The 23,585-nt window shown below is 46.8% G+C and carries 25 protein-coding genes; 7 read left to right on the top strand and 18 right to left on the bottom strand.

Translation table 11 applies throughout. The features are described from left to right. Nucleotides 1-246: 246 nt before the first annotated feature. Nucleotides 247-1,596, top strand: a complete 1,350-nt coding sequence (htrA, locus tag BR62_RS0114240) for a serine protease HtrA (protein WP_007407250.1) — start codon at nt 247-249, stop codon at nt 1,594-1,596. Between the two features lie 363 nt (nt 1,597-1,959). Here htrA and BR62_RS0114235 read toward each other — a convergent pair whose 3' ends face one another. The 3 genes from BR62_RS0114235 to BR62_RS0114225 all read right to left on the bottom strand — a co-directional run bounded on the left by BR62_RS0114235 (nt 1,960) and on the right by BR62_RS0114225 (nt 6,224). Then, nucleotides 1,960-2,931 (bottom strand): glycosyltransferase family 2 protein, encoded by a 972-nt coding sequence (locus BR62_RS0114235; protein ID WP_007407251.1) that lies wholly within the window; start codon nt 2,929-2,931, stop codon nt 1,960-1,962. Between the two features lie 11 nt (nt 2,932-2,942). Continuing rightward, complete coding sequence (locus BR62_RS0114230) at nt 2,943-5,090, bottom strand: glycosyltransferase family 39 protein (protein WP_032871291.1); 2,148 nt, start codon at nt 5,088-5,090, stop codon at nt 2,943-2,945. Between the two features lie 183 nt (nt 5,091-5,273). After that, on the bottom strand, nt 5,274-6,224 hold the full coding sequence (locus BR62_RS0114225; RefSeq protein WP_007407253.1) for a ring-cleaving dioxygenase: 951 nt from the start codon (nt 6,222-6,224) through the stop codon (nt 5,274-5,276). 322 nt (nt 6,225-6,546) lie between these two features. Here BR62_RS0114225 and BR62_RS0114220 point away from each other — a divergent pair, with 322 nt between their 5' ends. From BR62_RS0114220 to BR62_RS20010, 6 genes are all read left to right on the top strand, one after another. Then, on the top strand, nt 6,547-7,863 hold the full coding sequence (locus BR62_RS0114220; protein ID WP_007610842.1) for an APC family permease: 1,317 nt from the start codon (nt 6,547-6,549) through the stop codon (nt 7,861-7,863). 285 nt (nt 7,864-8,148) lie between these two features. Continuing rightward, nucleotides 8,149-8,766: a DUF47 domain-containing protein gene (locus BR62_RS0114215; RefSeq protein ID WP_003154804.1), complete on the top strand. Its 618-nt coding sequence runs from the start codon at nt 8,149-8,151 to the stop codon at nt 8,764-8,766. A gap of 12 nt (nt 8,767-8,778) precedes the next feature. Beyond that, a complete protein-coding gene (locus BR62_RS0114210) occupies nt 8,779-9,777 on the top strand; it encodes an inorganic phosphate transporter (RefSeq protein WP_020955696.1) in 999 nt (332 codons plus the stop codon). Between the two features lie 103 nt (nt 9,778-9,880). Further along, a complete protein-coding gene (locus BR62_RS0114205; protein WP_007407256.1) occupies nt 9,881-10,627 on the top strand; it encodes a type II toxin-antitoxin system SpoIISA family toxin in 747 nt (248 codons plus the stop codon). After that, nucleotides 10,628-10,798 carry a type II toxin-antitoxin system SpoIISB family antitoxin gene (locus BR62_RS0114200; RefSeq protein ID WP_003154807.1) on the top strand — a complete coding sequence of 57 codons (171 nt, stop codon included), beginning with the start codon at nt 10,628-10,630 and terminating at the stop codon, nt 10,796-10,798. Nucleotides 10,799-10,894: 96 nt separating this feature from the next. Continuing rightward, nucleotides 10,895-11,020 carry a hypothetical protein gene (locus tag BR62_RS20010; RefSeq protein WP_023356844.1) on the top strand — a complete coding sequence of 42 codons (126 nt, stop codon included), beginning with the start codon at nt 10,895-10,897 and terminating at the stop codon, nt 11,018-11,020. A 33-nt stretch (nt 11,021-11,053) separates the two neighbouring features. On the opposite strand, the gene BR62_RS0114195 is transcribed toward BR62_RS20010, so the two are convergent. The 15 genes from BR62_RS0114195 to BR62_RS0114125 form a co-directional block, all read right to left on the bottom strand. Beyond that, entirely contained in the window at nt 11,054-11,932 is an 879-nt protein-coding gene (locus BR62_RS0114195; protein ID WP_007407257.1) for an N-acetylmuramoyl-L-alanine amidase, read from the bottom strand. A 13-nt stretch (nt 11,933-11,945) separates the two neighbouring features. After that, entirely contained in the window at nt 11,946-12,209 is a 264-nt protein-coding gene (locus BR62_RS0114190; protein WP_003154813.1) for a phage holin, read from the bottom strand. 13 nt (nt 12,210-12,222) lie between these two features. Beyond that, nucleotides 12,223-12,486 (bottom strand): hemolysin XhlA family protein, encoded by a 264-nt coding sequence (locus BR62_RS0114185; protein ID WP_003154815.1) that lies wholly within the window; start codon nt 12,484-12,486, stop codon nt 12,223-12,225. Nucleotides 12,487-12,537: 51 nt separating this feature from the next. Then, on the bottom strand, nt 12,538-13,299 hold the full coding sequence (locus BR62_RS0114180; protein WP_007407258.1) for a hypothetical protein: 762 nt from the start codon (nt 13,297-13,299) through the stop codon (nt 12,538-12,540). A gap of 56 nt (nt 13,300-13,355) precedes the next feature. Next, nucleotides 13,356-13,553, bottom strand: a complete 198-nt coding sequence (locus BR62_RS0114175; RefSeq protein ID WP_007610833.1) for an XkdX family protein — start codon at nt 13,551-13,553, stop codon at nt 13,356-13,358. A 4-nt stretch (nt 13,554-13,557) separates the two neighbouring features. Continuing rightward, nucleotides 13,558-13,983 carry an XkdW family protein gene (locus BR62_RS0114170; protein ID WP_050498185.1) on the bottom strand — a complete coding sequence of 142 codons (426 nt, stop codon included), beginning with the start codon at nt 13,981-13,983 and terminating at the stop codon, nt 13,558-13,560. A 12-nt stretch (nt 13,984-13,995) separates the two neighbouring features. After that, entirely contained in the window at nt 13,996-15,585 is a 1,590-nt protein-coding gene (locus BR62_RS0114165; RefSeq protein ID WP_032871287.1) for a hypothetical protein, read from the bottom strand. Between the two features lie 2 nt (nt 15,586-15,587). Beyond that, the gene (locus BR62_RS0114160) at nt 15,588-15,860 is read right to left on the bottom strand and encodes a hypothetical protein (protein ID WP_003154822.1); all 273 of its coding nucleotides are present in this window, start codon (nt 15,858-15,860) and stop codon (nt 15,588-15,590) included. Further along, a complete protein-coding gene (locus BR62_RS0114155) occupies nt 15,857-16,435 on the bottom strand; it encodes a YmfQ family protein (protein WP_007407262.1) in 579 nt (192 codons plus the stop codon). Before BR62_RS0114155 ends, BR62_RS0114160 begins: the two co-directional genes overlap by 4 nt. After that, on the bottom strand, nt 16,419-17,465 hold the full coding sequence (locus BR62_RS0114150; protein WP_032871285.1) for a baseplate J/gp47 family protein: 1,047 nt from the start codon (nt 17,463-17,465) through the stop codon (nt 16,419-16,421). The genes BR62_RS0114155 and BR62_RS0114150 overlap by 17 nt, the downstream gene beginning before the upstream one ends. Then, the gene (locus tag BR62_RS0114145; protein ID WP_020955689.1) at nt 17,458-17,883 is read right to left on the bottom strand and encodes a DUF2634 domain-containing protein; all 426 of its coding nucleotides are present in this window, start codon (nt 17,881-17,883) and stop codon (nt 17,458-17,460) included. The genes BR62_RS0114150 and BR62_RS0114145 overlap by 8 nt, the downstream gene beginning before the upstream one ends. Nucleotides 17,884-17,986: 103 nt before the next feature. Then, nucleotides 17,987-18,253 carry a DUF2577 family protein gene (locus BR62_RS0114140; RefSeq protein ID WP_007610818.1) on the bottom strand — a complete coding sequence of 89 codons (267 nt, stop codon included), beginning with the start codon at nt 18,251-18,253 and terminating at the stop codon, nt 17,987-17,989. Continuing rightward, the gene (locus tag BR62_RS0114135; protein WP_020955688.1) at nt 18,253-19,230 is read right to left on the bottom strand and encodes an XkdQ/YqbQ family protein; all 978 of its coding nucleotides are present in this window, start codon (nt 19,228-19,230) and stop codon (nt 18,253-18,255) included. Before BR62_RS0114135 ends, BR62_RS0114140 begins: the two co-directional genes overlap by 1 nt. A 13-nt stretch (nt 19,231-19,243) precedes the next feature. Beyond that, nucleotides 19,244-19,903, bottom strand: coding sequence for a LysM peptidoglycan-binding domain-containing protein (locus tag BR62_RS0114130; protein WP_032871283.1), 660 nt, complete (start codon nt 19,901-19,903; stop codon nt 19,244-19,246). Beyond that, a partial coding sequence (locus BR62_RS0114125) for a transglycosylase SLT domain-containing protein (protein ID WP_032871281.1) occupies nt 19,896-23,585 on the bottom strand: 3,690 nt, incomplete at its 5' end. The genes BR62_RS0114125 and BR62_RS0114130, both read right to left, overlap by 8 nt.

Genomic DNA, 23,585 nt, shown 5'->3' with positions numbered 1-23,585 from the left:
TAACAGATCTCCCCCATTAGCTTGACAGAATTTTCATATCTTTTCATGTGAAGGATTGAACATAATATCTCATTTATTATTTCAAATCCGATGGAAATTGTCAATATAAAGCGCCGCCGTCCGATTTCGTCTTTTTCACAATTTCCCACAATCTTTTCATTATTATCCCACACTTTTTGTTTAAGATGGAGTCAGTAATAATAGGCAAATCATGCTATGATGAAATAGAGAAACGGAGTGAACATGATGGATAACTATCGTGATGAAAATCGGACAGACCAAAAAGAACAGGAAGTCCTTTTAGTAAAAGAAAACCCGCAGACGGCCGGATATTCCGCGCCGGACGAGGACAAGAAAAAACGAAGCTTCGGCTGGTTCAGACCGCTTCTCGGCGGAGTGATCGGCGGAGGGCTCGCCCTCGGCATCTATACATTTACGCCGCTTGGAGACCATCAGACTCAAGATACTTCCAATCCGGCTCCCGCTCAGGAAACGTCATCGGTAACCGCCAAGCAGACATCTTCTGAATCAGACAGCGGCAAATCGGCAAACAGCTCATCGGCAAATTCAAGCAGCATTTCGAATATGGTGGAAGACATTTCACCGGCGATCGTCGGGATCACCAATCTGCAGAAGCAGCAAAGCAGTTCCGATTTATTCGGATTCGGATCAAGCTCAGATTCAAACTCAAATTCATCGGGTGAAGATGCGGAAACGGGATCGGGTTCAGGCGTTATTTTTAAGAAAGCAAACGGCAAAGCGTATATCATTACGAATAACCACGTGGTCGAAGGCGCCTCTTCCCTTAAAGTGTCATTATATGACGGCACCGATGTAACAGCTAAACTCGTCGGCAGCGACTCTCTGACAGACTTGGCCGTTTTAGAAATCAGTGATAAACACGTGACAAAAACGGCAAGTTTCGGCAGCTCATCCGCTCTCAGAACGGGTGAATCCGTCATCGCCATCGGTGATCCGCTCGGAAAAGACCTTTCCCGCACCGTCACACAAGGCATCGTGAGCGGCTTAAACAGAACCGTCTCGATCTCTACGTCAGCCGGTGAGTCAAGCATCAACGTCATCCAAACCGATGCCGCCATCAATCCCGGAAACAGCGGCGGACCGCTCTTGAATACAGACGGCAAAATCATCGGCATCAACAGCATGAAAATAAGCGAAAGTGATGTAGAAGGCATCGGCTTTGCCATCCCGAGCAACGATGTAAAACCGATCGCCGAAGAGCTTCTCACGAAAGGACAGGTGGAGCGCCCTTATATCGGCGTGAGCATGATCGACTTGGAACAAGTGCCGCAAAACTATCAGGAAGGCACACTCGGGCTTTTCGGCAAACAGCTGAATAAAGGCGTTTATATTCGCGAAGTGGCGCAGGGCTCACCTGCAGCCAAAGCCGGATTAAAAGCAGAAGACATCATTATCAGCTTAAAAGGGAAAGAAACCGGCACGGGCAGCGAACTCCGCAATATTCTCTACAAAAATACGAAAGTCGGCAGCACCGTTGACGTGAAGATTATCAGAAACGGCAAGGAAATGACGAAAAAAATGAAACTGACTCAAAAAGAAGAAACATCTTCTTAACAAAAATCCAAGGCAGCCGCCTTGGATTTTTTATGTACAGCGGAAACTTTAGGCCTGGATCAACCGTATGACTTAGTGTACAAAGGAGGATACTTACACATGAAACAAACAGGACTTTTGCTGGTCGTTACAGGCCTGATCTTGCTGCAGCTGAGCATTCAGCTTCCTCAGCAAAACGCTGCTTGAGGTATGACGCTGGGTGCAAGCATTTTACTGAACTTTCGGGAACCGGACTGATCATGCGCTCTCTGCACACGCAGACCGGCCGCAGATGAATGAAAAAAGCCGCGGGACATTCTGTCATCCCGCGGCTTTTATTTCACATAAAAGCACCCTGTCCGCTGGCCGGACAGGGTGTTTCGGTTAAGACATATGCTGGTCCCGATAAATCTTTTCGTTTTTCATGCCGTACGCTTTTTGCACGATATAGAGCGGACGGTCTTTTGCTTCGTCATAAATCCTTCCGATATATTCGCCGATCATTCCGAGCATTAATAGAACGATGCCGCTGAATAACAGCTGTATCACAATCAGAGAGGACCAGCCCGTAATGGTGCTGTTCGTAAACAGCTTCATGTATAAAACGATAAACATATAGAGAAAACCCGCTCCGGACATGATCATTCCCGCATAGCTTGCCGCCTTGAGCGGTTTATGAGAGAACGTTGTGATCCCGTCCATGGAAAGCTTCAGCATTTTTTTAAGCGGGTATTTCGTTTCCCCCGCAAGCCGCTCATCACGTTCATATTCTACAGCAGTCTGCTTAAAGCCGACCCAGCTGACGAGTCCTCTGACAAAAGGATTTTTTTCTTTTAATCTTTTCATCTCATCACAGACTTTTCTGTCCAGCAGGCGGAAATCTCCGGTGTCGAGCGGAATATCAATATCAGTCACGCTCCGCAGCAGCCGGTAAAACATAGAGGCCGTCTGTTTCTTGAAAAAGGTTTCTCCCTTTCGTTTCGTTCTGACGGCGTACACCACATCGTAGCCTTCTTTCCACTGCTCAATCATATCAAGGATTAATTCAGGAGGGTCCTGCAAATCGGCGTCAATGACGGCGATTGCATTCCCCTCTGCATAATCCATACCCGCCGTGATCGCGATCTGATGTCCGAAGTTTCTGGAAAAGTCAATAATTTTCACTCTCGGATCAATCAGACTTTGCTCTCTTAAAATCTCAATACTGCGGTCTTTGCTTCCATCATTGACAAAGATCAATTCATAATGCTCTTTTGTTTGATCCATGACTTCTTTCAGGCGCTGATAGGTTGTCTGAATGACGGGTTCCTCGTTATAAACCGGGACGACTATTGAATATTGAATATGTCTGCTCATGTTTTTTCCTCCTATTCATCAGATTGAAGTTCGTATAGTGAAGCTGATTGATTCATTCCGCCCGGCCCGCCGCTCATTCGGCTGTTTTTACCCGCGGCCTTGCTGCTTTTTGTATCAGCCGGATCACTATTTTTCGTTTTCTGATCTGTGCTTGATTGCCATTTATCTGAAGATACTTTCTTTCCGTTTTTCTCAACCCACTGCACAATATCGTTATTTCCGCCTTTGCCCATTCCGGATGTTAAGAAGTATTTTACTTTCCCTTCTTTTACGAGCTTTTTAAATTGAGTCAGCGTAATGGCCGGGTCAGACCCGCTGAATCCGCCGATCGCCATGACCGCTTTTTTCGTTTTAATAATGTAAGGCGCCGCCGTGTTGGAATCGGTTGCAGCAAATAGATAGTCCGCTCCGGCGTTGTGTTTCTCTAAATAGTTGATCAGTTTTGTATTGACAGATGCGTTATCCATTCCCATGCCTTTTCCGCTTGTTGAAGCGAGCTGAGGGCCTGTTTCAGGCAATGAGCTGTTGCCTCCGTACAGAAGCGGTGTGCTCGCCCAATAAATCGGCATGACCATCAAGACGAGAAGGGCTGCAAGTGAAACATAATAACTTAGCGGTTTTTGGCGCTGTTTGAATACGAACAGGGCGATTGCTGCCACTGCGCCGAGAACGCCTGCTCCGATGCTCCAGCCTGCGCCGATTTGATCATTGTAGTTTCTGAGGATAAACAGCTCAAATCCGGTTGTCACAAGAATAGCGGCCGGCAATAGCCAAGTTTTCCATCCCGCCTGCTTGCGGTACAGATGAACGAGGGCGACCCATCCCGCACCGACAAGTGCCGCGATCGGAGGCGCCAGCATAATGAGATAATAATGGTGGAAAAATTCCGCCACACTGAAGAATCCGGCAATCGGCACAAGCCACGCTGCCCAAAAGATCGTTTCCTTCTGTTCTGCTGATAATCGTCTTCTTTCTCTCGCCCCGGCGATCAATAAACCGGCCATTCCAAAAATCGCAAACGGCAGGAGCCAGCTGATCTGATCAGATAATTCCGTTTGGAAAAGGCGCAGCGGACCAGGAGTTCCCGTTCCGAACATTCCTGAACCTGATTGCATTTTCGAGCCGGTGCCTGCACCGCTTTTTCCTCCGCCACCGGGACCATCTCCGCCGCTTGGAGGACCTCCTTGACCGCCGCTTGGCATTTTCCCGTTAGATGGAGGTGCCGTCATACTGCCGTTTTGTGGTTTGTCTCCGCTTGCTGAACTGCTGCTTGAAGACTGGCCGGGCGGCGCTTGCATTTGTGAAGAACCGCCGGAAGAAGACATCTCTTTCGATGCGTTTCCGTCCGGCCCGCCCTGGCCGCCGCCGGAACTTTGCCCTGTCAGCCGCTGAATCCCGTTATATCCGAAAGCCAATTCCAATACGGAGTTTGTCTGGCTGCTTCCGACATATGGCCTTTTGCCGGCAGGAATATTATCAACAATGAGCGGCCATGACAATGAAACGGCTGCTAAAACGGCTAACGCGCTTACCAATGAAATGATTTTTTTCTTAATCGTGGTGTTTGCCGCAATCATATAGAACAGCAAGAAGGCCGGCAAAATCATATAAGCCTGAAGCATTTTTGTGTTAAAGCCTGCTCCGACGACAAAAAATGCCGCCAAAAGCCAGATCAGTCTGCCTTTTCTGATCGCTTTAAAGAGAAGCCATGTGGCGAACAAGAGGAAAAAGACCAGTAAAGCATCGACATTATTCGTCCGCGCGACCGCTACTGCGATCGGTGTACACGCCATGACAAATGAGGCGATGCGCGCCGCCGTTTTTCCGAACGTCGGCTTTATTAATAAGTACATGAATAGAACTGAACCTACACCCGCCAATGCCTGAGGCAGGATGACGCTCCACCCGTGCATACCGAATATCAGCGCGCTGATCGTTTGTATCTGGTATGTAACAGGCGGTTTATCTACCGTGATAAACCCGGCTGCGTCAAATGAAGCGTAAAAGAAATTATGAAAGCTTTGAAGCATACTCGTTACCGCTGCGGTGTAATAAGGATTCACCGTATCGTCATTCCAGATGTTGTACATATTCAAGAATGCGGAAGCGAGTAAAATGAGAATTAAGACTGCGTCTATCTCGCGTTTTTTCATTTTCACCTGTGTTTTCACTCCTTTTGTTTAACTTTGAACAAGTGTAACAACCAAATGTGAAAAATTTATTAATAAACAAAGACAATTATTTTGCCGTTTACAAATAGGTAAAAAGAATGACAAAACGGGTAAAAAAGCAAAAAAAAGATGCCCCCGTCAAGCCGGGAGGCATCTGTCATGATTTCTGATTTACTGTATCGGTTTCAGCCGTGCTTCTATTTCAGAACGGCGGTGTTCGAGATAAGGCGGGAGCGCAACCGTTTTGCCTAGCTCTTCAGGTTTTTCATCAACCATAAATCCCGGACCGTCCGTTGACAATTCGAACAGAATTCCGTTCGGCTCCCGGAAGTACAGCGCTTTGAAATAATAACGCTCTACAATGCCTGAGTTGCTGAAACCTTCCTTCGTAATGATGCGGTGCCATAAAGCAAGCTCCTCTTCATTCTGAACGCGGAAGGCCACATGGTGGACGCTGCCTTTTCCAGGACGCTCGCGCGGAAGATCGTTTCTTTCAATGAGATGGACTTCTGTGCGCGCGCCTCCGTTTCCGGATTCGAGCACCGTAACCGTGCCCCGGTCTTCATGCGTTTCTTTCCCGATTTCAGTGAAGCCCAGCACATCGGTTAACACACGCAGCGTCGGTTCTGCATACGGGACGGTCAATTCAACGGGACCAAGACCGCGGAAAGAATATTCTTCCGGTATGCCGCTTTGCTTCACCGCTTCACCGATGTCTTTTCCTTTTTCGTCAGCTGTCAGCACAAGCCGCTGTCCTTCATGATCCCAAAAAGCGAGTGTCTCTCTGCCCGCTATTGTCATGATGTCGCCATGAGCGACCTGATGCTCTTCAAATCGTTTTTTCCAATATTGCAGCGCTTGTGCATCCGGGACACGCAGGCCGATTGAAGAAATACTGTTTGTTCCCGCATGAAACGGCGCAATCCGCGGAATTTCGAAAAACGTCAATTCCGATCCCGGATTAGCTGCTTCATCACCGTAAAATAAGTGATACATCGTCGGTTCATCCTGGTTTACGGACTTTTTCACAAGCTTCAGTCCCAGGATGTTCCGATAAAAATCTAAATTTTTCTGCGCATCAGCCGTCAATGCTGATACATGGTGTATTCCATTAACTTTCATTATGTTATCCTCCAGTCAATTATCTCGATTTCGAGATATTTTATATATACAATTTATGTTATCCGGATCGCAAAGTCAACCCATCTGCTTCACAGACGGTCTGCAGACTGCCGCTCCCCAAATAACGAACTTTCGATATTAAAAAACCATTAATGTTCGCTTTTAAAACGGTATTTTTTCCTTCTCAAAAGCAGAAACCTTTATCTTTTAGGGAAAACAACAAAATCAGAAAATTTATTTTATTCGTGTTTCAGCAATTAGGGTTTACAATATGGAAAATAGTTTTTTCAGCATGACGATTTTACATCTGGAGGGATAGGATATGCAGATTGAAGAGAACGGACTTAAAAAAGAGATCGGCCTTACCATCGCCCTCTCACTTGTTATCGGCACCATCATCGGTTCCGGCGTATTTATGAAACCAGGCGCCGTGCTTGCCTACTCCGGTGATGCGAAAACCGCGCTTATCGCGTGGCTGTTAGGAGGCATTTTGACGCTTGCCGGCGGCTTGACCGTTGCGGAAATCGGCACTCAGATTCCGAAAACGGGCGGACTTTATACATATCTTGAAGAAGTGTACGGCGAATTTTGGGGCTTTTTGTGCGGATGGGTTCAAATTATCATTTACGGCCCCGCCATTATCGGAGCAATCGGCTTATATTTCGGCTCTTTGATGGCGCACTTGTTCAATTGGGATTCCGGCTGGTCTAAATTGATCGGGATTTCAGCCGTTTTGTTTTTAAGCATCATTAATATTATCGGAACGAAATATGGCGGCATCGTCCAGGGAATTACGACTGTCGGCAAATTGATTCCGATTATCTGCATGATCGTGTTCGGCCTTTGGAAAGGCGATCAGCATATTTTCACAGCCGTCACAAGCAGCATGTCGGACATGAATTTCGGCGCTGCCATACTGGCCACCTTGTTTGCTTATGACGGATGGATTCTGCTTGCGGCACTCGGCGGCGAAATGAAAAATCCGGAAAAGCTGCTCCCGAGAGCGATGACGGGCGGACTGCTGGTCGTCACCGCCATTTATCTTTTCATTAACTTTGCGCTGCTGCACATTCTTCCTGCGACCGACATCGTCAAACTCGGTGAAAATGCGACCGGCACCGCTGCCGGAATGCTGTTTGGCGACATCGGAGGAAAATTGATCAGCGTCGGAATCATCGTCAGCATCTTCGGCTGTTTAAACGGAAAGATTCTCGCTTTTCCGCGTGTCTCGTTTGCGATGGCGGAACGGAAACAGCTGCCGTTTGCCGGACAGATTTCGCGGGTGCACCCGACGTTCCGCACCCCGTGGATTGCCGTGTCATTTCAGATCGCGCTGGCCATTATTTTTATGATCGCCAGCAATCCCGATAAGCTGTCTGAAATCTCTATTTTCATGATTTATATTTTTTACGTCATGGCCTTTTTCGCCGTGTTTATCCTCAGAAAAAAAAGCGGCGGAAAACCGCGCGCCTACAGCGTGCCTTTGTATCCGATCATTCCTGTTTTGGCCATCGCGGGTTCACTGTTTGTGCTGATCAGCACGATCATTACAGATACACTGAGCTGCGCGCTGTCCCTCTTGATCGGCCTCGCCGGGCTGCCGCTTTATTTTTGGCTGAAAAACGGCAGAAAAAACTGACAAAAACGGTTCCTTTTACGGGAGCCGTTTTTTTTCTGGCAAAATCACGTGCAAAAGTTGACAGCAAATTCACATCTTTTGTTATACTTTTTAAGCAAGATGTCTGAATTCGAAGTATGTTACGTTTTTTTGGCGAAGTGGGTAACATAAGAAAAACAGGATGAGACACGTTTTTACGAAAAAATCAAGAGGCGTTTTTTTCGACTTTATCTGTTTTTTTTCGACAAAAGGCTATATAATAATTTGATGTGTGCATTGTCTCATTCAAACAATGGAGGGTTTTTAATGATAAAAAGAAAAAAAGATAAGTTCTCACTCCTTTTAACAGAAATCGCAAAAAACATAGACGAAACCGCAGAATACTTTGTCAACTTTAAAGTGACGAACCAGACGACTTTAAAGGAATTTGCCGATACGTTAAAAGAGTTTGAAACAAAAGGAGATAATCATGTTCATGTCATGATTAAAGAGCTGAACAAAGCTTTTATCACTCCCATTGAACGTGAAGACATCCTTGAGCTGACAAACAGCCTCGATGACGTGCTTGACGGAATCGAACATTTTTCAGCAATGATGGAGATTTTCTCGATCACTTCTTCCGATGAGCATATCGATAAGTTCAGCGGATACATCAGAGAGTGCGCGAAGGAAATTTTAATCACGATTGAGCTGCTTGCAGAAAACCGATTGAAGGACATTCACCCTCACGCCATTAAAATTAAGGAATACGAGCACAGCTGTGATAACCTGCACCGTAAATCATTAAAAAATCTGTTCGGCACAGAAACCGATCCGATTAAAGTGATTCAGTACCGCGAGATTTACGAAACGCTTGAGGAAATTGCCGACTCTTGTCAAAGCGTTGCCAATAACCTTGAAACCATTATTATGAAAAACGCGTAACGAGGGGTTATAATGGATACTCTATTACTTTTAACGATATTAATTGTCATATGCGCTTTGGTATTTGACTTCATTAACGGATTTCACGATACCGCAAACGCCATCGCCACCTCAGTTTCGACAAAAGCGCTGAAGCCGCGGCACGCAATCGTCATGGCTGCCATCATGAACTTTCTCGGAGCGATGACATTTACCGGTGTGGCGAAAACCATTACAAAGGACATTGTGAATCCTTATACATTAGACAACGGGTCAGTTGTCATTCTGGCGGCTCTACTCGCCGCAATCGCCTGGAACTTGATCACATGGTATTTCGGCATTCCGAGCAGCTCTTCACATGCGATTATCGGAGCGATCGCCGGAGCGGCCATTGCAGCGTCAGGTTTTGCAACGCTTAATTATAAAGGGTTCATTAAGATTCTCGAAGCACTTATTTTATCACCGATCATCGCCTTTGTTCTCGGCTTTATCGTATATTCGATCGTGAAGCTGATTTTTAAAGACAGCAATTTGGCGAAAACAAATAAACGTTTCCGCAGAGTGCAGATTTTGACGGCTGCCATTCAGTCCTATACACACGGAACGAACGACGCGCAAAAAGCGATGGGTATCATTACGATGGCGCTTATGACGGCCAATTTACATAAAAGTGATGCCATTCCTTTTTGGGTGCAGCTCTCTTGTGCCCTGGCAATGGGTCTCGGCACATCCATCGGCGGCTGGAAAATCATTAAAACCGTCGGCGGAAAAATTATGAAAATCCGTCCGGTAAACGGCGTATCTGCCGACTTAACCGGCGCAGCCATTATTTTCGGGGCCACGTTTATTCATCTCCCTGTCAGCACGACGCACGTCATTTCGTCTTCCATTCTCGGTGTGGGCGCTTCCCACCGCGTAAAAGGCGTAAACTGGGGAACGGCTAAACGGATGCTCATTACATGGGTCATCACCCTGCCGATTGCAGGTACACTCGGCGCCATCGCCTTTTTCATCCTAGATCTCTTTTTCTGATGACATCCGCTTCTTTACAGAAGCGGTTTTTTTGTGACAGGAAAATGATGTCATGACATAGAATGAACATAGCAGACCATTTTTCAAATTGTGAGGGATGCTCATGCTTTTGTTTTTTCAGATCATGGTGTGGACGATGGCGGCCGCACTCATTTTATATGTGTACGCATCCTGGCGGTATGAGGCAAAGGTAAAAGAAAAAATGTTTGCCATCCGTAAAACGTGGTATTTACTATTTGTACTGGGCTCCATGGTCTATTGGACATATGATCCCGAATCGCTCTTTGCCGCATGGAGACAATATTTGATTGTTGCCGTCTGCTTTGCCCTTATTGATGCGTTTATCTTTTTGAGCGCGTATATCAAAAAGCTCGCCGGCAATGAATTAGAGACGGATACGCGGGAAATTTTAGAAGAAAATAACGAAATGCTTCACTCCTATCTTGAAAAACTGAAAACCTATCAATATCTGTTGAAAAATGAACCGATCCATGTATATTATGGAAGTACAGAAGCTTATGCGGAAGGCATCAGCAGACTGCTGGCCGCTTATGCCGAAAAAATGAATGTCACGGCTTCCTTGTGCGACTATTCCGCACAATCGGATAAGGACCGCTTGACGGAGCATATGCCTGATGCGGCGGACGTTCAGTCCCGTCTTAACCGTAAAGACGTCTACTATGATCAAAAAGGCAGGCTTGTGCTTATTCCGTTTACAGTCCAGAACCGCCATTACGTGATCAAACTCACGTCGGAAAACCTGTTGACGGAATTCGATTATTTGCTTTTCACATCGCTAACGAGCATTTATGATTTAATGCTGCCAATAGAAGAGGAAGGTGACGGTTAAATGGAGCAGGCATTTCAAAACGGGCAGCCGGAACAAAGAGCGAAACCGTTCAAAATGTTTAAAAAACGTTCAATGACAAGTATCGCAAGTTACCAGGTCAGCCCTCATACCGCCAGAATTTTCAAAGAAAACGAGCGGCTGATTGACAAGTATAAACAAAAAAAAGCTTGATTACACTAAGGACAGGAGACACGGCTCTTGTCCTTATTCCTTTTTTCCATATCTTTCATATAATAAAACCAACAAAGAGATGCGACAGGTGATGATGTGAAGAAAATTGTCAGGCGCGTAAAGTTTGTGGATTACGGACGCTTCGGGCTTTCCGCTTATTCGCTGAGGATGCGGGCGAGGAATCTCAGGCTATTGAACCGGTTAAAAAAGAAGAAAGGCTGAATCCCGCAATGTGAACGGGACTCAGCTTTTTTGTTAAAGCTGCATCAGAATTTTCGCTTTTACAGCGGGGCCGTAGACGCCGTCAGACGTCAGTCCGTTTACAGATTGGAAGCGGGCCACGGCATCTGCGGTTTTCGGACCGTAGATACCGTCAATTCCGTTATTGACAGCTCCTTTTTCAGGATAGAAATAAAGCGCGGCGAGCGCGTTTTGCACCTGGTATACCTTTTCGCCGGACGTGTACGGCTCTGTCAGCTGAATCACCTCGTCCGGAAGAGAATACAGTGCTTCAACCGGCGGGCTGACGATCAGTACTTGTCCGACTTTAATCAGGTTCGGGTCAGCGATGTTATTCCATTTCTGCAGATCGGCCACGCTGACGCCGAATTTCCGCGCGATCGCCGACAGCGTATCTCCTTTTTGGACGGTATACGTCTGTCTTTCCCCAGAACCGATTCCCGCTTTAAACTCATCCCATGTATCCAACAGTCTTCTCGGACAAAGCTTTCCTGACCAATGCTTGTGCGCAACGACATTTGCAAGCGGGATGCCGTGCGAGGTCATTAATGTGCGGATGAGCCATTGGGCGTTTGCCACGGCCTGTGAAAAGTTGCCGTCTGCGTTTTCACAAATTTCAATACCGATGGATTTACGGTTGCCGTCCCCGTTTCCGTCACCCGCATGCCAGCCGTTTTCGTTCAGCGGAAGATGCTGATAAATTTCCGTATCATCGACTGTGAAATGCCAGCTTGTCGGTGTATCGGGATTTTTCACATAGCTTGCGTGACTTTTGGCGTTAGCTCCGACTGCGGTATTGGCTGTATTGTGCACCGTAATGTAAATCGGTGTCATTGCATAGCCTGGGCGGTTATTGTTTCCTGCCGGGATAAAATCCTGTGTGATTTTTACCATATTCTCATCTCTCCTATTTCGATAAATTGTTTATTTTTAATAAAGCCTGCTGTTTTTTCCCTTTTGCTGTAACGTAATTGTTTTTAAACCAGGCGGCGGCAGTCGTTATGATTGTAAAAACGGCCGACCCGGCGGCATACAGCGTATCTGCAAGCTGGCTGACCTGGTCCTCCTGAATATTCAGCGGCGATTTGCCGAACATCAGCAAAGTTTGATTCAATAAAGCAAGCAAAAGAAGCACCGTCCTGACGACCGTGCCTTTGTCCGCGAATTTCATATCGGTTTCCCCCTTACTTTTGCAGCAGATTGTACATGATGGCGATGGCTCCGCCAATGACGCCCGTGCAGATTGCTGTCACGATCGCTCCTGTAATGGTCCGCTTAATCCATGTTGTGTTTTCGTCAATTTTGTTCAGTTTTTCATTCAGCGTCATGATTTGCTGATCCTGCCGGTCGGATACCCGCTCTAATGCGGCTACCCGCTGTTCAAGCACCTTTTGTTCACCTTTGATGCCTGCGAATTCTTTTTGCACCGCTTGTTCATCCAGAAGCACTTCCGCTCCCCCCTCTTACATTGTTCTCACCTCCCTTCGGAAGCTTCATTCTTACGAAAATGCCGTGCCTTTGACAGAAAGGCTCCCGCCGGAAATGCTCTGGATTTCCATGACGATTTCCTTAAAGCCGGCAATATCAAATGACCACACTTCTTCTGTGCCTGACGTACCGGCGGCTGATGTCCCGTCATCAGACCTGATTCCTCTGATCGGCACATTTTTTCCCGAGATGGATCTCCCCCAAAACGCGACATGGCCCGACTCAGCCGTGCCGGTGATTTCGACGAGAAGTTTTTTCCAAGCGCCCGCCGAGAAGATGCTTCCCTCGCCCGCCTCTGCTGCATTTTCATGAAAAATCACGTCTGTATATGAAAACGCCATATCACCGCCCGTACCGACAGATTGGTATAAAACAAATTCGGACTGCTTTTGATTTCCATTTTCAAAACGGAACCGGTAATATCGTTTTGTCAGGCTGACCCACCCCGAAGCGGTCAGCACTCCGCCTTTGACTGCGACAGAATGTGAAGCCGTCCACGAATTGTTATCCTCACTCTCTTCGATAAAAAGAGTTCCGCTGCGGTCCGAATAAGCCCACCCCTGTACTCTGTCTATTAAGACGGCTCCTAAACGGTCTTGTCCGAATTGGCTGTATACTTCAATCGCTTCTAGCGGCGTATTGGTAAGAAGCTCTGCCATTCCGGACAAATCAGCAACAGGTGTGACATAATCGTTTTTGTTACCGCGATAAGCTTTTACGGCGCCGGGTCTGCCAAGTTGATCGGCGGGAAATTCAAATGAATGCTTTTTCATCGGCCGTCCTCCTTTTCTCATTTATTAAAAATGACAAATAAAAAAAGCCGTTTGGCTTATGACACAGCATTTTTATAATTTTCGTATGTTTCACCCGTTATTTCTTGAAATTCCTCAGGCGTGATATACTTCGCGGCCACACCTTCAGCCAGATCTTCGGCAGAGCAGTCATCATAGCCCATAGCTTGTTTTACCATTTCTATTGAGGCCCACTTATAAAACAAAGCGTAAACCCAAAAGTTAAGTCTCTTCATTTTTTCATTCTCCTTTTACGTTTAATAATTCTAATTTTAAAGACGCTATTTGTTCACCTAAAGCTTTATTCAACATCTCTGTTTTCTCCCTTGCTACCACTTCGGCAGACAATTGTACACCTAAAGCATTTTGAGCTTGTTCTGCTTGTTTTCTCGCTAGTTTTTCATCTGCCAGTTGCTGTCCGATTTCTTTCAACTGTTCCACAATGGGATCCGGCTCCACCACATCCTGATACTTGTTTTTTTGATTTTCCTTATATTCTTGATCAGCAGATTCGTTCCAAATTTTATTTACTTCATCAAACTGCGGTCTCCATAAGCCGTCCGGAGGTTTTATGGATGTTGAGTTTTGCGGCATTATACTTGATGTACTGTCTAAGATTTCAGGCCTTTGAAAATAAAAATTCTCATCATACAAAAAGACTTGCATATTCATCCCTCATTACAAAGTGAAATTATTATCTATTGAAATCCCTGTAATATTTTCCTCTATTTTTGCGAATTTTCCGCTAAATCTCAGTTCACCCGTTGGTTCGGCATAATATTTTGTTACCCCCGTTGTTCCAAAGAAAGTGGCAGCCATTGCTTTCTGTGTTGAAGGATGAGCTTCAGCAGGGAGTACAGCAAAAACACTATCGAAGTCTGGAGGAACCACTTCACCACGGGTGAATACTTGGTTGCCCCACACTGCATACTGAGGTTTTCTTCCGCCAACCTTATGTCCATTAATTAGCGTTAAATCATACCAAGTTATTTTATTAAAATCCTCTTCAGTAAATAGACGTTTCCACCCCTTAAAAACACCGTCTGTATGAACAGTTGCAATCCATACATTGTTATCGTAACTTCTCCAAGCTAAAATCGACTTCCTCCCTGACTCCCCCTCAACCACATCATAGTTAAACCAGGAATTATCATTTTCAACCGGATTGTTTTTCAGCTGAGCACCCATTCCACAATAAAACCCCGTGCTCAGCGCCAGTATGTCTGATCCGTTTTCTAATCGTGTCCGTCTCCCATCATCCTTTGTCAACTTCGCCAACTGGCCGCCGTTCCATTTGTCTCTTTCGATAGGACTTATATGAATTGATGAATCTATCGCATGTGCATCGACCTTTGACTGCGCTCCAGCTATGGATTCAATTGGATACCAATTGATTGCTGTTTGATTAGTGTTATAATAAAACCACCATGCATTACCCTTCACGTCTACAGCATAACCATTACCTATTCCCGGCTGCCCCACTAACTGCATACCTCGCAGACTCGTATTTGACGGGTTGTCTGTTACTGCATTGGTTCCGTAAAAAGTTACAGAACCTACATCTTTTAACGAGTCATAAAACGAGCCGGAAGTTAAATTGATTTTTTGCGTGCCGTTATCAGCGGTGATTTTAAACAGCTGCCCTGCATTCCATGTATCCTTCTCAGCTTTCGTTACATGGATATCAGTCTGATTTGTGTGGGCATCGACTTTTTTTTGGGCGCCTTCCGAAGTTTCTAACTGAACCCAATCAGTCCAGCCGGAAGCTTTAAGGGTTTTTCTCCATGTGCCTCCTTCATAATCCATTGCCAGAGCCTCACCATAAGACTTGAATCCGATATATAAGCCTCTGGTGGAAAGCGGAGGAGTATGAACTCCCGTGTTATTTGTGTAAAAGAAAAAAGATTGATTAAGCTGGTCTACAATTTGATGAAAATCCAAGCCATCTTGTATACTTATTAAATATTTCCCTGAATCATCCGTCAGCTTTGTTAACTGCCCGTTATTCCACTTCTGGCGCTCTTCCTTCGTCACATGCCGGTCCAGATCTTGATGGTGCTGATCAAAATCTTTCTTTGCTGCCTGCTGGACATTATCCACGTTTCCGAGACCGATTTGCGCCTTTGTCGTTTTGTGCGGGTTGTTCATGTCGTTTTTATGGGCCGCCAGATCCGTGTGTGCGTCATTTATGCCTTTTTCCCAGCGGTTGACGTCATCTTCGTTAATCGGATCGTCCGGAAGCCAGTCTGTTTTTTCTTCGTAAGCCATCGTTACACCACCTCAAAGGTAAATCTTAAATCAAGCGTTCTGTTATTACTGAGATCTAAATTTGTTTTTCGTTCTGTGATGACGCTTCCTGTTTCGTCAAGCATCTGCACGGTTTCAATGTGTTTGACGTCTTCTTCCCTGCGTGTGAGAACGGTGACTGCGGCATCTTTTACGGAAATGTCCGCAATTGGAGTTTCTTTTCCGTTTAACAGCACTTTTGTGATCCTGTTTTTCAGATCGGCTGCGGCACGCTGTCTGTAAGCGGCTGATATCATGGTAAGACCACCTCGTTATTGTTGAGTGTGACGGAATAACCGACCTTCAGTTCACTGACTTTTCGGTATCTCCGATTGTTGAGAATGACCCGGTCTTTGATTTCCAGTGTTTCGTTTAATGCGGCTCTCAGTGTATACGCCAAATGAGCGGGTTTGATTTTTTCAAGCGTTTCAATCAGCTCGTTCATGTGCTGCAGGTCATCAAGCCCGATATCGGCATAAAAACGATACTGCCCCGGAAACATCCGAACGTAAGCTGACGGATGTTTTAAAAAACGGTTTAGCGCCTGCTCGATCGCTTGATGTGTGATGGGCGGAATATTCGACATCTTTGAAATCAGCCTGAGCCGTCTCATATCCTCCGTGTCACCTGATTCCCGCGGTATTTTTAATATTTTTTCCCAGCGGTCAAGCCCCCACGTCGCCGTCGTGATAAAGAGCTGATCTGTCAAATCGAAAATATCGTTATTCTGCCGCTCAAACTCAGGAGCTTCCGCCTCAAGCAGTTGTGCCATCTCCTTTAATCGGGTTAAAAACGGCGGGAGGTACGCCGTCATCTCATCGAGTCTGCTCAAGGATTATCACCTCTTTGAGTTTAGGAATTTCCACGTCACTGAGCACGAGGTTTTCCGCCGCACCGTTCATTTTGATATCGGCGTAGTCACTGACGGATGCCGAGTTATAAACGATGTTGTTTATTTGTGATAAACGGACGGTGTTTTCTTCGAAGGCCATTTTCTTAAATAAATTCAGGACGCCTTTTTCAATCTCCGCTTTCACGTCATCGATCGAGCTGTTCAGCTCAGGCAGCACGGAAGCGGAGATTTCGATTTCCTTCCATACGGCGCTTTCCACCGTTACTGCCGCTCCGATCGGCGCCTGTCCTTCTCCCTGCCCTTCGTCCGGATCAATATAATCCTTTACTTTCTTGATCAGAATATCTGATGCCGGTTCCAAATTCGCATTTGTGATGACAACCTTCACCGTTCCGGCTCCGTTCCAAAGCGGAAAGATTTTCGCCCTGCCGACGCCGTCAACCTCTTCGGCCCATTGTTTATAATGCTGTTTATTTGCGCTGACTGCCTCCCGGCGGACACGGGTAAAATAGCGCGTCCTTAAGCTGCTGTCATCTTCTTCTTCACGGCCGGGAATTAATATATCGCCCATGACCGCTTTCTCAAGCCCGGGAATCGTATCAAGCGGCAGCAGATTTTGACCTGTAATGCCGGCATTGCCCGCTTCTCCGGCCGTTTCACACTCGAGCGTTCCATCCTCCGTATATTGAAAATACAGGTTATCAACGAAGAAACGGGAGCCTGGCGGAATGGTGATGCCCGCTGTGAATTCTCCGGCTCTGACCGCTTTTGTGGCAGGTGTTCGTTCAATTCCCGCTTCAGCAGCCCGCCTGTCCAGAAATTCTCCCTGAGCCGTATCGGAAAACACGAGCTCCAGCACGGTATCCAGCCAAATATAAGACTTTGCGAGCTCAGCGGCCGCAGGCGCGAGCGCATTGTAAATGACGCTGCCTTCTCTCGTATCAATATCTGCCGTAATGCGCGCCAGCATTCTGTCCATAATGTCGTCAAACGTCTGAGCTTCAAACATCCTCACCCAGCACCTCCTCTATCTCAAGCATGCCCTCATCAGTTTCAACGGTAAAAGAGACGGTGAAGGCATCATCTTTTTTCTCAATCTCAAAATTGGTAACAGCCAAAATACGGTCATCATACAGCAAGGCTTCTTCTATCAGTCTTGGAATCTCCATTTTTTTATAAGCATCCGTCGTGTTCTGATCTGAAAGCACTTCCTGAAGTTCGTTTCCAATATCATGGCTGAAAACCGAATATGAATACCGTTCTGTGTGAAGAGCGATATAGACGAATTGTCTGATTGCGTCCAGTCCGTTTATCAGTTCATTGGTAATCCGGTTGTTTTCAAAATCAATTCGGTAGGTTTGTGAAGTCTCAACGGCCTCACTCGCATCCTCCAAATCTTCAAATTCGATTTCCGGTGTCAGGGCCATTGCACCCGCTCCTTTTAGATTTGATCATGTAAAAAAGCCCTCTTCGGATGATGAAGCGGCTTTAATAGGCTGATATTCTGGTACAGTTCCGTCCGAATGCCGGTTAAATTTTGTCCAGTACAAAGAAAGACTGTCCTCCTGTTAAAGCGGCGGTCATCACCCGATCTCCCGCCTGGAGCTGATCATCTTCTCCGGATCTCAGCCGCTTCGGCACAATGAGTGCATCAGACGGAATCAAAAGTTTGTCGTGATCTTTCAGTTTCAGCTCGAGCGGCGAAACGGAGGTCACTTCGGCCGGCATCAGCTCCACCGGCGCTTCGGCGTCAACCGCTCCGACGGCTAAATGTTTAATGGCATCACTTAATCTCATCAGGATGTCCCCTCCGGAAGTGAATTTTTCTCCGTGACGTCAATCGTCATGGTATGTTTTGTTCCTTGGAATTCATGGCGGTCCGTATCTACATAATAGGTTTTCTTCAGCCCGATTTCCGGAATTGAGATATAGACAGGCAATCCGCTTTCCAACCCAGGAATACCGATCGCCTGTATATTTTTCAGCTCTTTCTTAACGCCTTTTTTCTCAGCCTGCTTCACTTTTGCGCGCTGTTTCAGCTGGGCTTCATTAATGTCGTCAGAAACCGTTTCGGTATACTGCAAAACGCCGAATGTTTTCATGCCCGCGCTGTCTGACGCGGAAGCCTTTATCGTTTTATTGTCTTTTTGCAGCCGCATGACGACACGGGTTGCGGTGTCATCAATTGAGGTGCTGTATTGATACCCTGTGATATTAACTCCTGTTTCCAGCACCCATATGTCAGACGGCTCCGGCCATTCACGCAAGCCGAGCCTGCCTTTTTCTGAATAGAGCTGATAATTGCGCCCCGTCTGGCTTTTTGTCTGCTTTAACGCTTTTAGCATCATATCGTAAAGGCTTGTATCATTTTTAAAAACGAGTGATTTAATGGTATGGCCTGTGTTGGCAATGGATGTGACGGGAATTTGAAAATCGCTGGCGATCCTTTTCAATATTTGATCGGCGCGCTTGTTGGAAAACACGTAAACGTCCTGGTTTTTCACAAGGTATTGAAGCATATCGTATGCGGTGAAGGCGATGGTTTGCTCATCGGGCGTTCTTGCAAAGACAATGCCGCGGAATAGTTCTTTTCCGTTCCATTTGAACAAAACCGTATCCCCCTCTGATACACCGTAATACGTCTGGCTGCCCTGCTTTACGACAATCGTCGCTTCGATGGAGCGGGGCGCCTGATATCTGTGTCCTTCCAGCGTTACGCTTTCTGTGACAAGCTCGAGCCACTCCGTTTCTTTTATGACAAATAGTTCAATCATCTTTTCACCCGTTTCATTGCGGTATCTTCAGCTTCTGCCCCGGGAAGATCCAATGCCCCGGCTGCCGGATATTCCGTTTGCTGCGCTTAATCATGGCGGTTTTATTCGCGTTCCAGATTTTCCGCCACTCCGTGTGTTTTCCGTAAAACTTACCGGCGATGTCCCAAAGCGTATCCCCTTTTTTGACGGTATATGTTTTGGGTGAAGCTTTGGACGGGCGCTTCGCTTTCGTTTTTTTCTTTTGTTTGATTTTTCTTGGCGAAGCGGTTTTATATTCTTTCAGTACGATATCAAAATTCCGGTCGCCGATTTCATTGTCACCTTCGCTGTAATTGAAGCTTTCAATGCTGCATGTGACATTAACTTTTGTTCCTGTAATCAAAAACTGAACGGGTTTTTTCGCTTTCATCCATGCTTCAATGGCTGAAATGGCTTTTTCCGGCGAAGGGATGCTTTGATATTCGGCAATCGGGCTGTACCGTTTCGGAAAAAAAGAAGAGAACGAAATTTCTTTCGCTCCCGGTTCTTCGATAAACGTCACCTCTCCAAGTCCGGTGACTTTCACGGAATCATTCTGCACGCTGTTTGCGATATCAATCGCTTCAGGGAGAACGGGAAGCCGGAGCTTGTCCTTCCCCTGAGACAGCCAAAATTCGTAAACAGATTTAGTCAAAAGCAACGGCCCCCTTTGCTCCGGTATAAATGTCTTTTTGCAGTTCATCAATCAGCGCCTGTTTGATTTTGGCGGCGAGGCTGTCGGCGTCCTGTCCGTTATGGAAATGCTGATCGCCGCTGAATTCGATTTTAATTTCTTTTGTTCCCGTTTTTTGAACGGTTTGTCCGCCGCCTTTAACGGCTGCGGAAACCGTGCCGGCTGAAAGCGCCGCCGGTTCCGTCTGGGACGGATCGGACACTTCCATGCCGAGCGCTTGAGCGGCTTTTTGCAGCAGATAACGGCCGCGGATGCCCCGCTCTTCAGGAATGATCCACTCCCGTTTGTTCCCTTCGCCGACACGGGCGATCTGCTCCTTGGTAATCAGACCCCCATTGGCATAACCGACGTAAGGGCCTCCATGAGCCATACTTTTAATCCCGGGGACATTGCTGATCGAGCCGTATCGGCTTTTAATATAGCCGATAGCGGCAGCGGCGTTGTGAATTGGATTTCTGATATCATTCATGCCCGGCGCTTTGTGATCTTCAAAGGTGCTCGGAATCGTCTGCATAAGCCCCTGTGACGGGTGTCCGGCTTTGGCGTTGCTGTCCCATAGATTAATGGAATTAGGGTTGCCGCCTGACTCATACTGTGCGATCGTCATTAATCCCGGAAGCCAGCTGATCGGCGTATTGGTTGCTTTCATTGCGGCCAAAAGCCACTCTTTGACGCTTCCTCCCGCTGCACCCATGCCGGAAAAGGCTGCTGCAAGCGAGCCTGCCTGTTTTTCGGCGTATTTTTTCACGTCAACTGAGCCGAGCCCTTTGACGACGCCGACTGAAGCAAAGCGCCCGAGACTCATCATGACACGGGAAGGAGAGTGAATATCAAGCTCTTCCCTGAATGCGTCCTCGACTTTTTTGGCCATATCTTTGGCCGCCTGTTTGACTTCGCTTCCTTTTGCAGTCATCCCTGATACGAAGTGTCCGATCAGGCCTGACCCCCAGCCGTTCGCGGAATCTCTTGATTGCACAAACGGTTTATTGATATGTGTGCTTACGTATTGCGACGTTCCCGTATCTTTTGCATTCTGTCCGGCCGAATATCCTTTCACCGTTGCGGCGCCCCATGATGACGATTGATTAACCGCCGATTGATAAGGTGTTTTCACCTTTGTTTTTAAAAATGAATCGGTGCCCGTCGGCGAAGTATTCTGACCTTTGGCATAGCCCGCAACGACTTGCTTTCCGTAACCGGTTGAAGACGAAATGAGGGCATTGAACGGCGTTCCGATGTTTTTTTCCTTCCAGCCGTCCATATCCACCGATTTATTGCTGATTCCGCTGTCAAAGCCTTCAGTAAACTGTTTGCCGAGTGATGAAGCCGTCCCGCCAAGTCCGGATGCCTCTACAGACGCTGCGGCCGATACAGATGCAGAAGAAGAAACACCGCCCGCTCCCGCCGGAACAGCAGAAGACTGAGCCGAAGCCGCGCCCATATCATCGACAACACGCATGCCGAGCTTAGACGCAGCTTGTGAAAGCAGCATCTTTCCGCGTCCGCGATTGTTGTCAACGGGAATGACAAATTCTTTACCGGCTTCACCGATCCAGGAAATGGTCGGCTTTGTAATGTAGCCGCCCGTGGCGTTTTTGTCCGTTTTTTTCTTTTTATCTCCGCCGCCTCCTGTGACAAAGTTCATTATGCCTGAAATCATTTTGCCGCCGGTTTTATCCCAAATCTTTTTCACCCAGTCGAATGCTGCAGAAAAAGCATCTGATATGGCTGTTCCCACTTTTACAAGAGGTTCTTTTATATGTTTCTCAAACCATCCGCTTAACCCTTTCCATATATCCTTTACCGTATCTAAAGCAGTCTGGAAAGCATCTGATATTCCTTTACCGACATTTTTCACCATGTCTTTCACCGGATTCCAGACAGTATCCATGAACCAGCCGGAAACCGTACTGAAAACAGATTTAATTTTATCCCAAGCTCCTGTGATTTTACTCCAAATGGACGTCGCCACTCCGACGACAGCCGATTTTACGGGCCCCCACACCGTGCTCATAAACCAGCCGGATACTGTGCTGAAGACACCTTGAATCGTCGTCCACGCATTCACGATATTTGACCAGATGCTGGTTGCCACTCCGACGACAGCCGATGAAACCGGCGTCCATACATTTTCCATGAACCAGGATGACACCGTGCTGAAAATCCCTTGAATCGTCGTCCACGCATTCACGATATTTGACCAGATGCTTGTCGCCACTCCGACGACAGCCGATGAAACCGGCGTCCATACATTTTCCATGAACCAGGATGAAACGCTTCCCCAAGTATCTTGTATTGTTGTCCAAGCACTTTGCGCCGCTTTGGAAATATCATTCCACGTGTCTTTCAAAGCTCCTGAATCAAAGGCCTCTCCCAAGCTGGAACCGCCTAAACTGCCGGCGATGCCGCCTACCGCGCCGCCGATTAATGTGCCCACTCCGGGAACAACGCTGCCGATTGCCGCTCCGGCCGCGGCTCCGGCAAGACCGCCGCCTGCTGAGCCGACCTTCTCTCCTGCATTATCTTTATTGATGCCGGCTAAATCAGTAAGTGATAACAATTCACCTATGCCGGGAATTCCTTTAGCGGCACCTTTTAACCCTTTCATACCGCCTTTTAGCGCCTTTGAATCTCCCAAGCCTTTCAAAAGCGCGCCGATGCCTTTACCTGCCCCTTTTGTTTTCGGCGTGTTTACGGATGCCTGTTTGCTTTCCTTTACGGAGGAACCTTTTTTCGAGGATTTATTTCGCCCTTCGACTTTACTGCTTTTGCCCCTCGTCACTCCGGTACAGCAGCAGCAGCCCCCCAAAGCCCCGCCAGTTTTTTTTGCTGACTTTCCTGAAGATTTTGGCGCTGTTACCGTGCGCTGTGAACCCTTTGTCAGATCAGGACGCTTCGGGCCGTTGGAGCCGCCGGCAGTAAGGCCGCCCTTACTCTTTTCTTTTTTCGTGCCGCCTCCTAATAATCCGCCGATATTGAGTTTGCCTAATTTTTCAGCGATTCCTGATAATATTTTTTCTATTAATTCCCCGGCTTTTTCGATGATTTTGTCCGGGCTGAATTTCTCAAATTTCTTGGCAATCTTGCTGACAATTTTATCAACAAATGCCTCGGCTTTTTCGATGATCGCATCAGGACTGAATTTGCCGAACTTTTTATCAATGCCTCCGAACAGTGAGGATGTAAACTGCTCCACTTTTTCCAAAATCTTATCCGGATTGAGAAAATCGAATTTCTCAGAAATTCGGTCAATCGTGTCATTTACAAATTGTTCGGCGCGGTCGATTAGCTTATCAGGACTGAATTTACCGACAACGTCGTCGACTTTCTTCATAAACGAATCAGTAAAATGATCCAGCTCTTTCAATATGGTCTCCGGACTGAATTTACTGACAACGTCATCTATCTTTTTCATAAATGAATCAGTGAATTTATCCAGTTCTTTCAATATGGCTTCCGGACTGAATTTACTCACGACCCCGTCTACTTTTTTCATAAACGAATCAGCGAATTTGTCCAGCTCTGCTAAAAGTGTCTCCGGGCTGAATTTGCTCGCGATTTCGTCCACTTTTCCCATGAATGAGGTCGTGAACTTGTCCAGTTCGGCTAATATCGTTGCCGGGCTGAATTTGCTTGCGATCTC

Origin of the sequence: Bacillus sp. UNC69MF (assembly GCF_000746035.1) — a bacterium.
GTDB lineage: Bacteria > Bacillota > Bacilli > Bacillales > Bacillaceae > Bacillus > Bacillus velezensis.
This window is presented reverse-complemented; position numbering and strand designations above follow the sequence as displayed.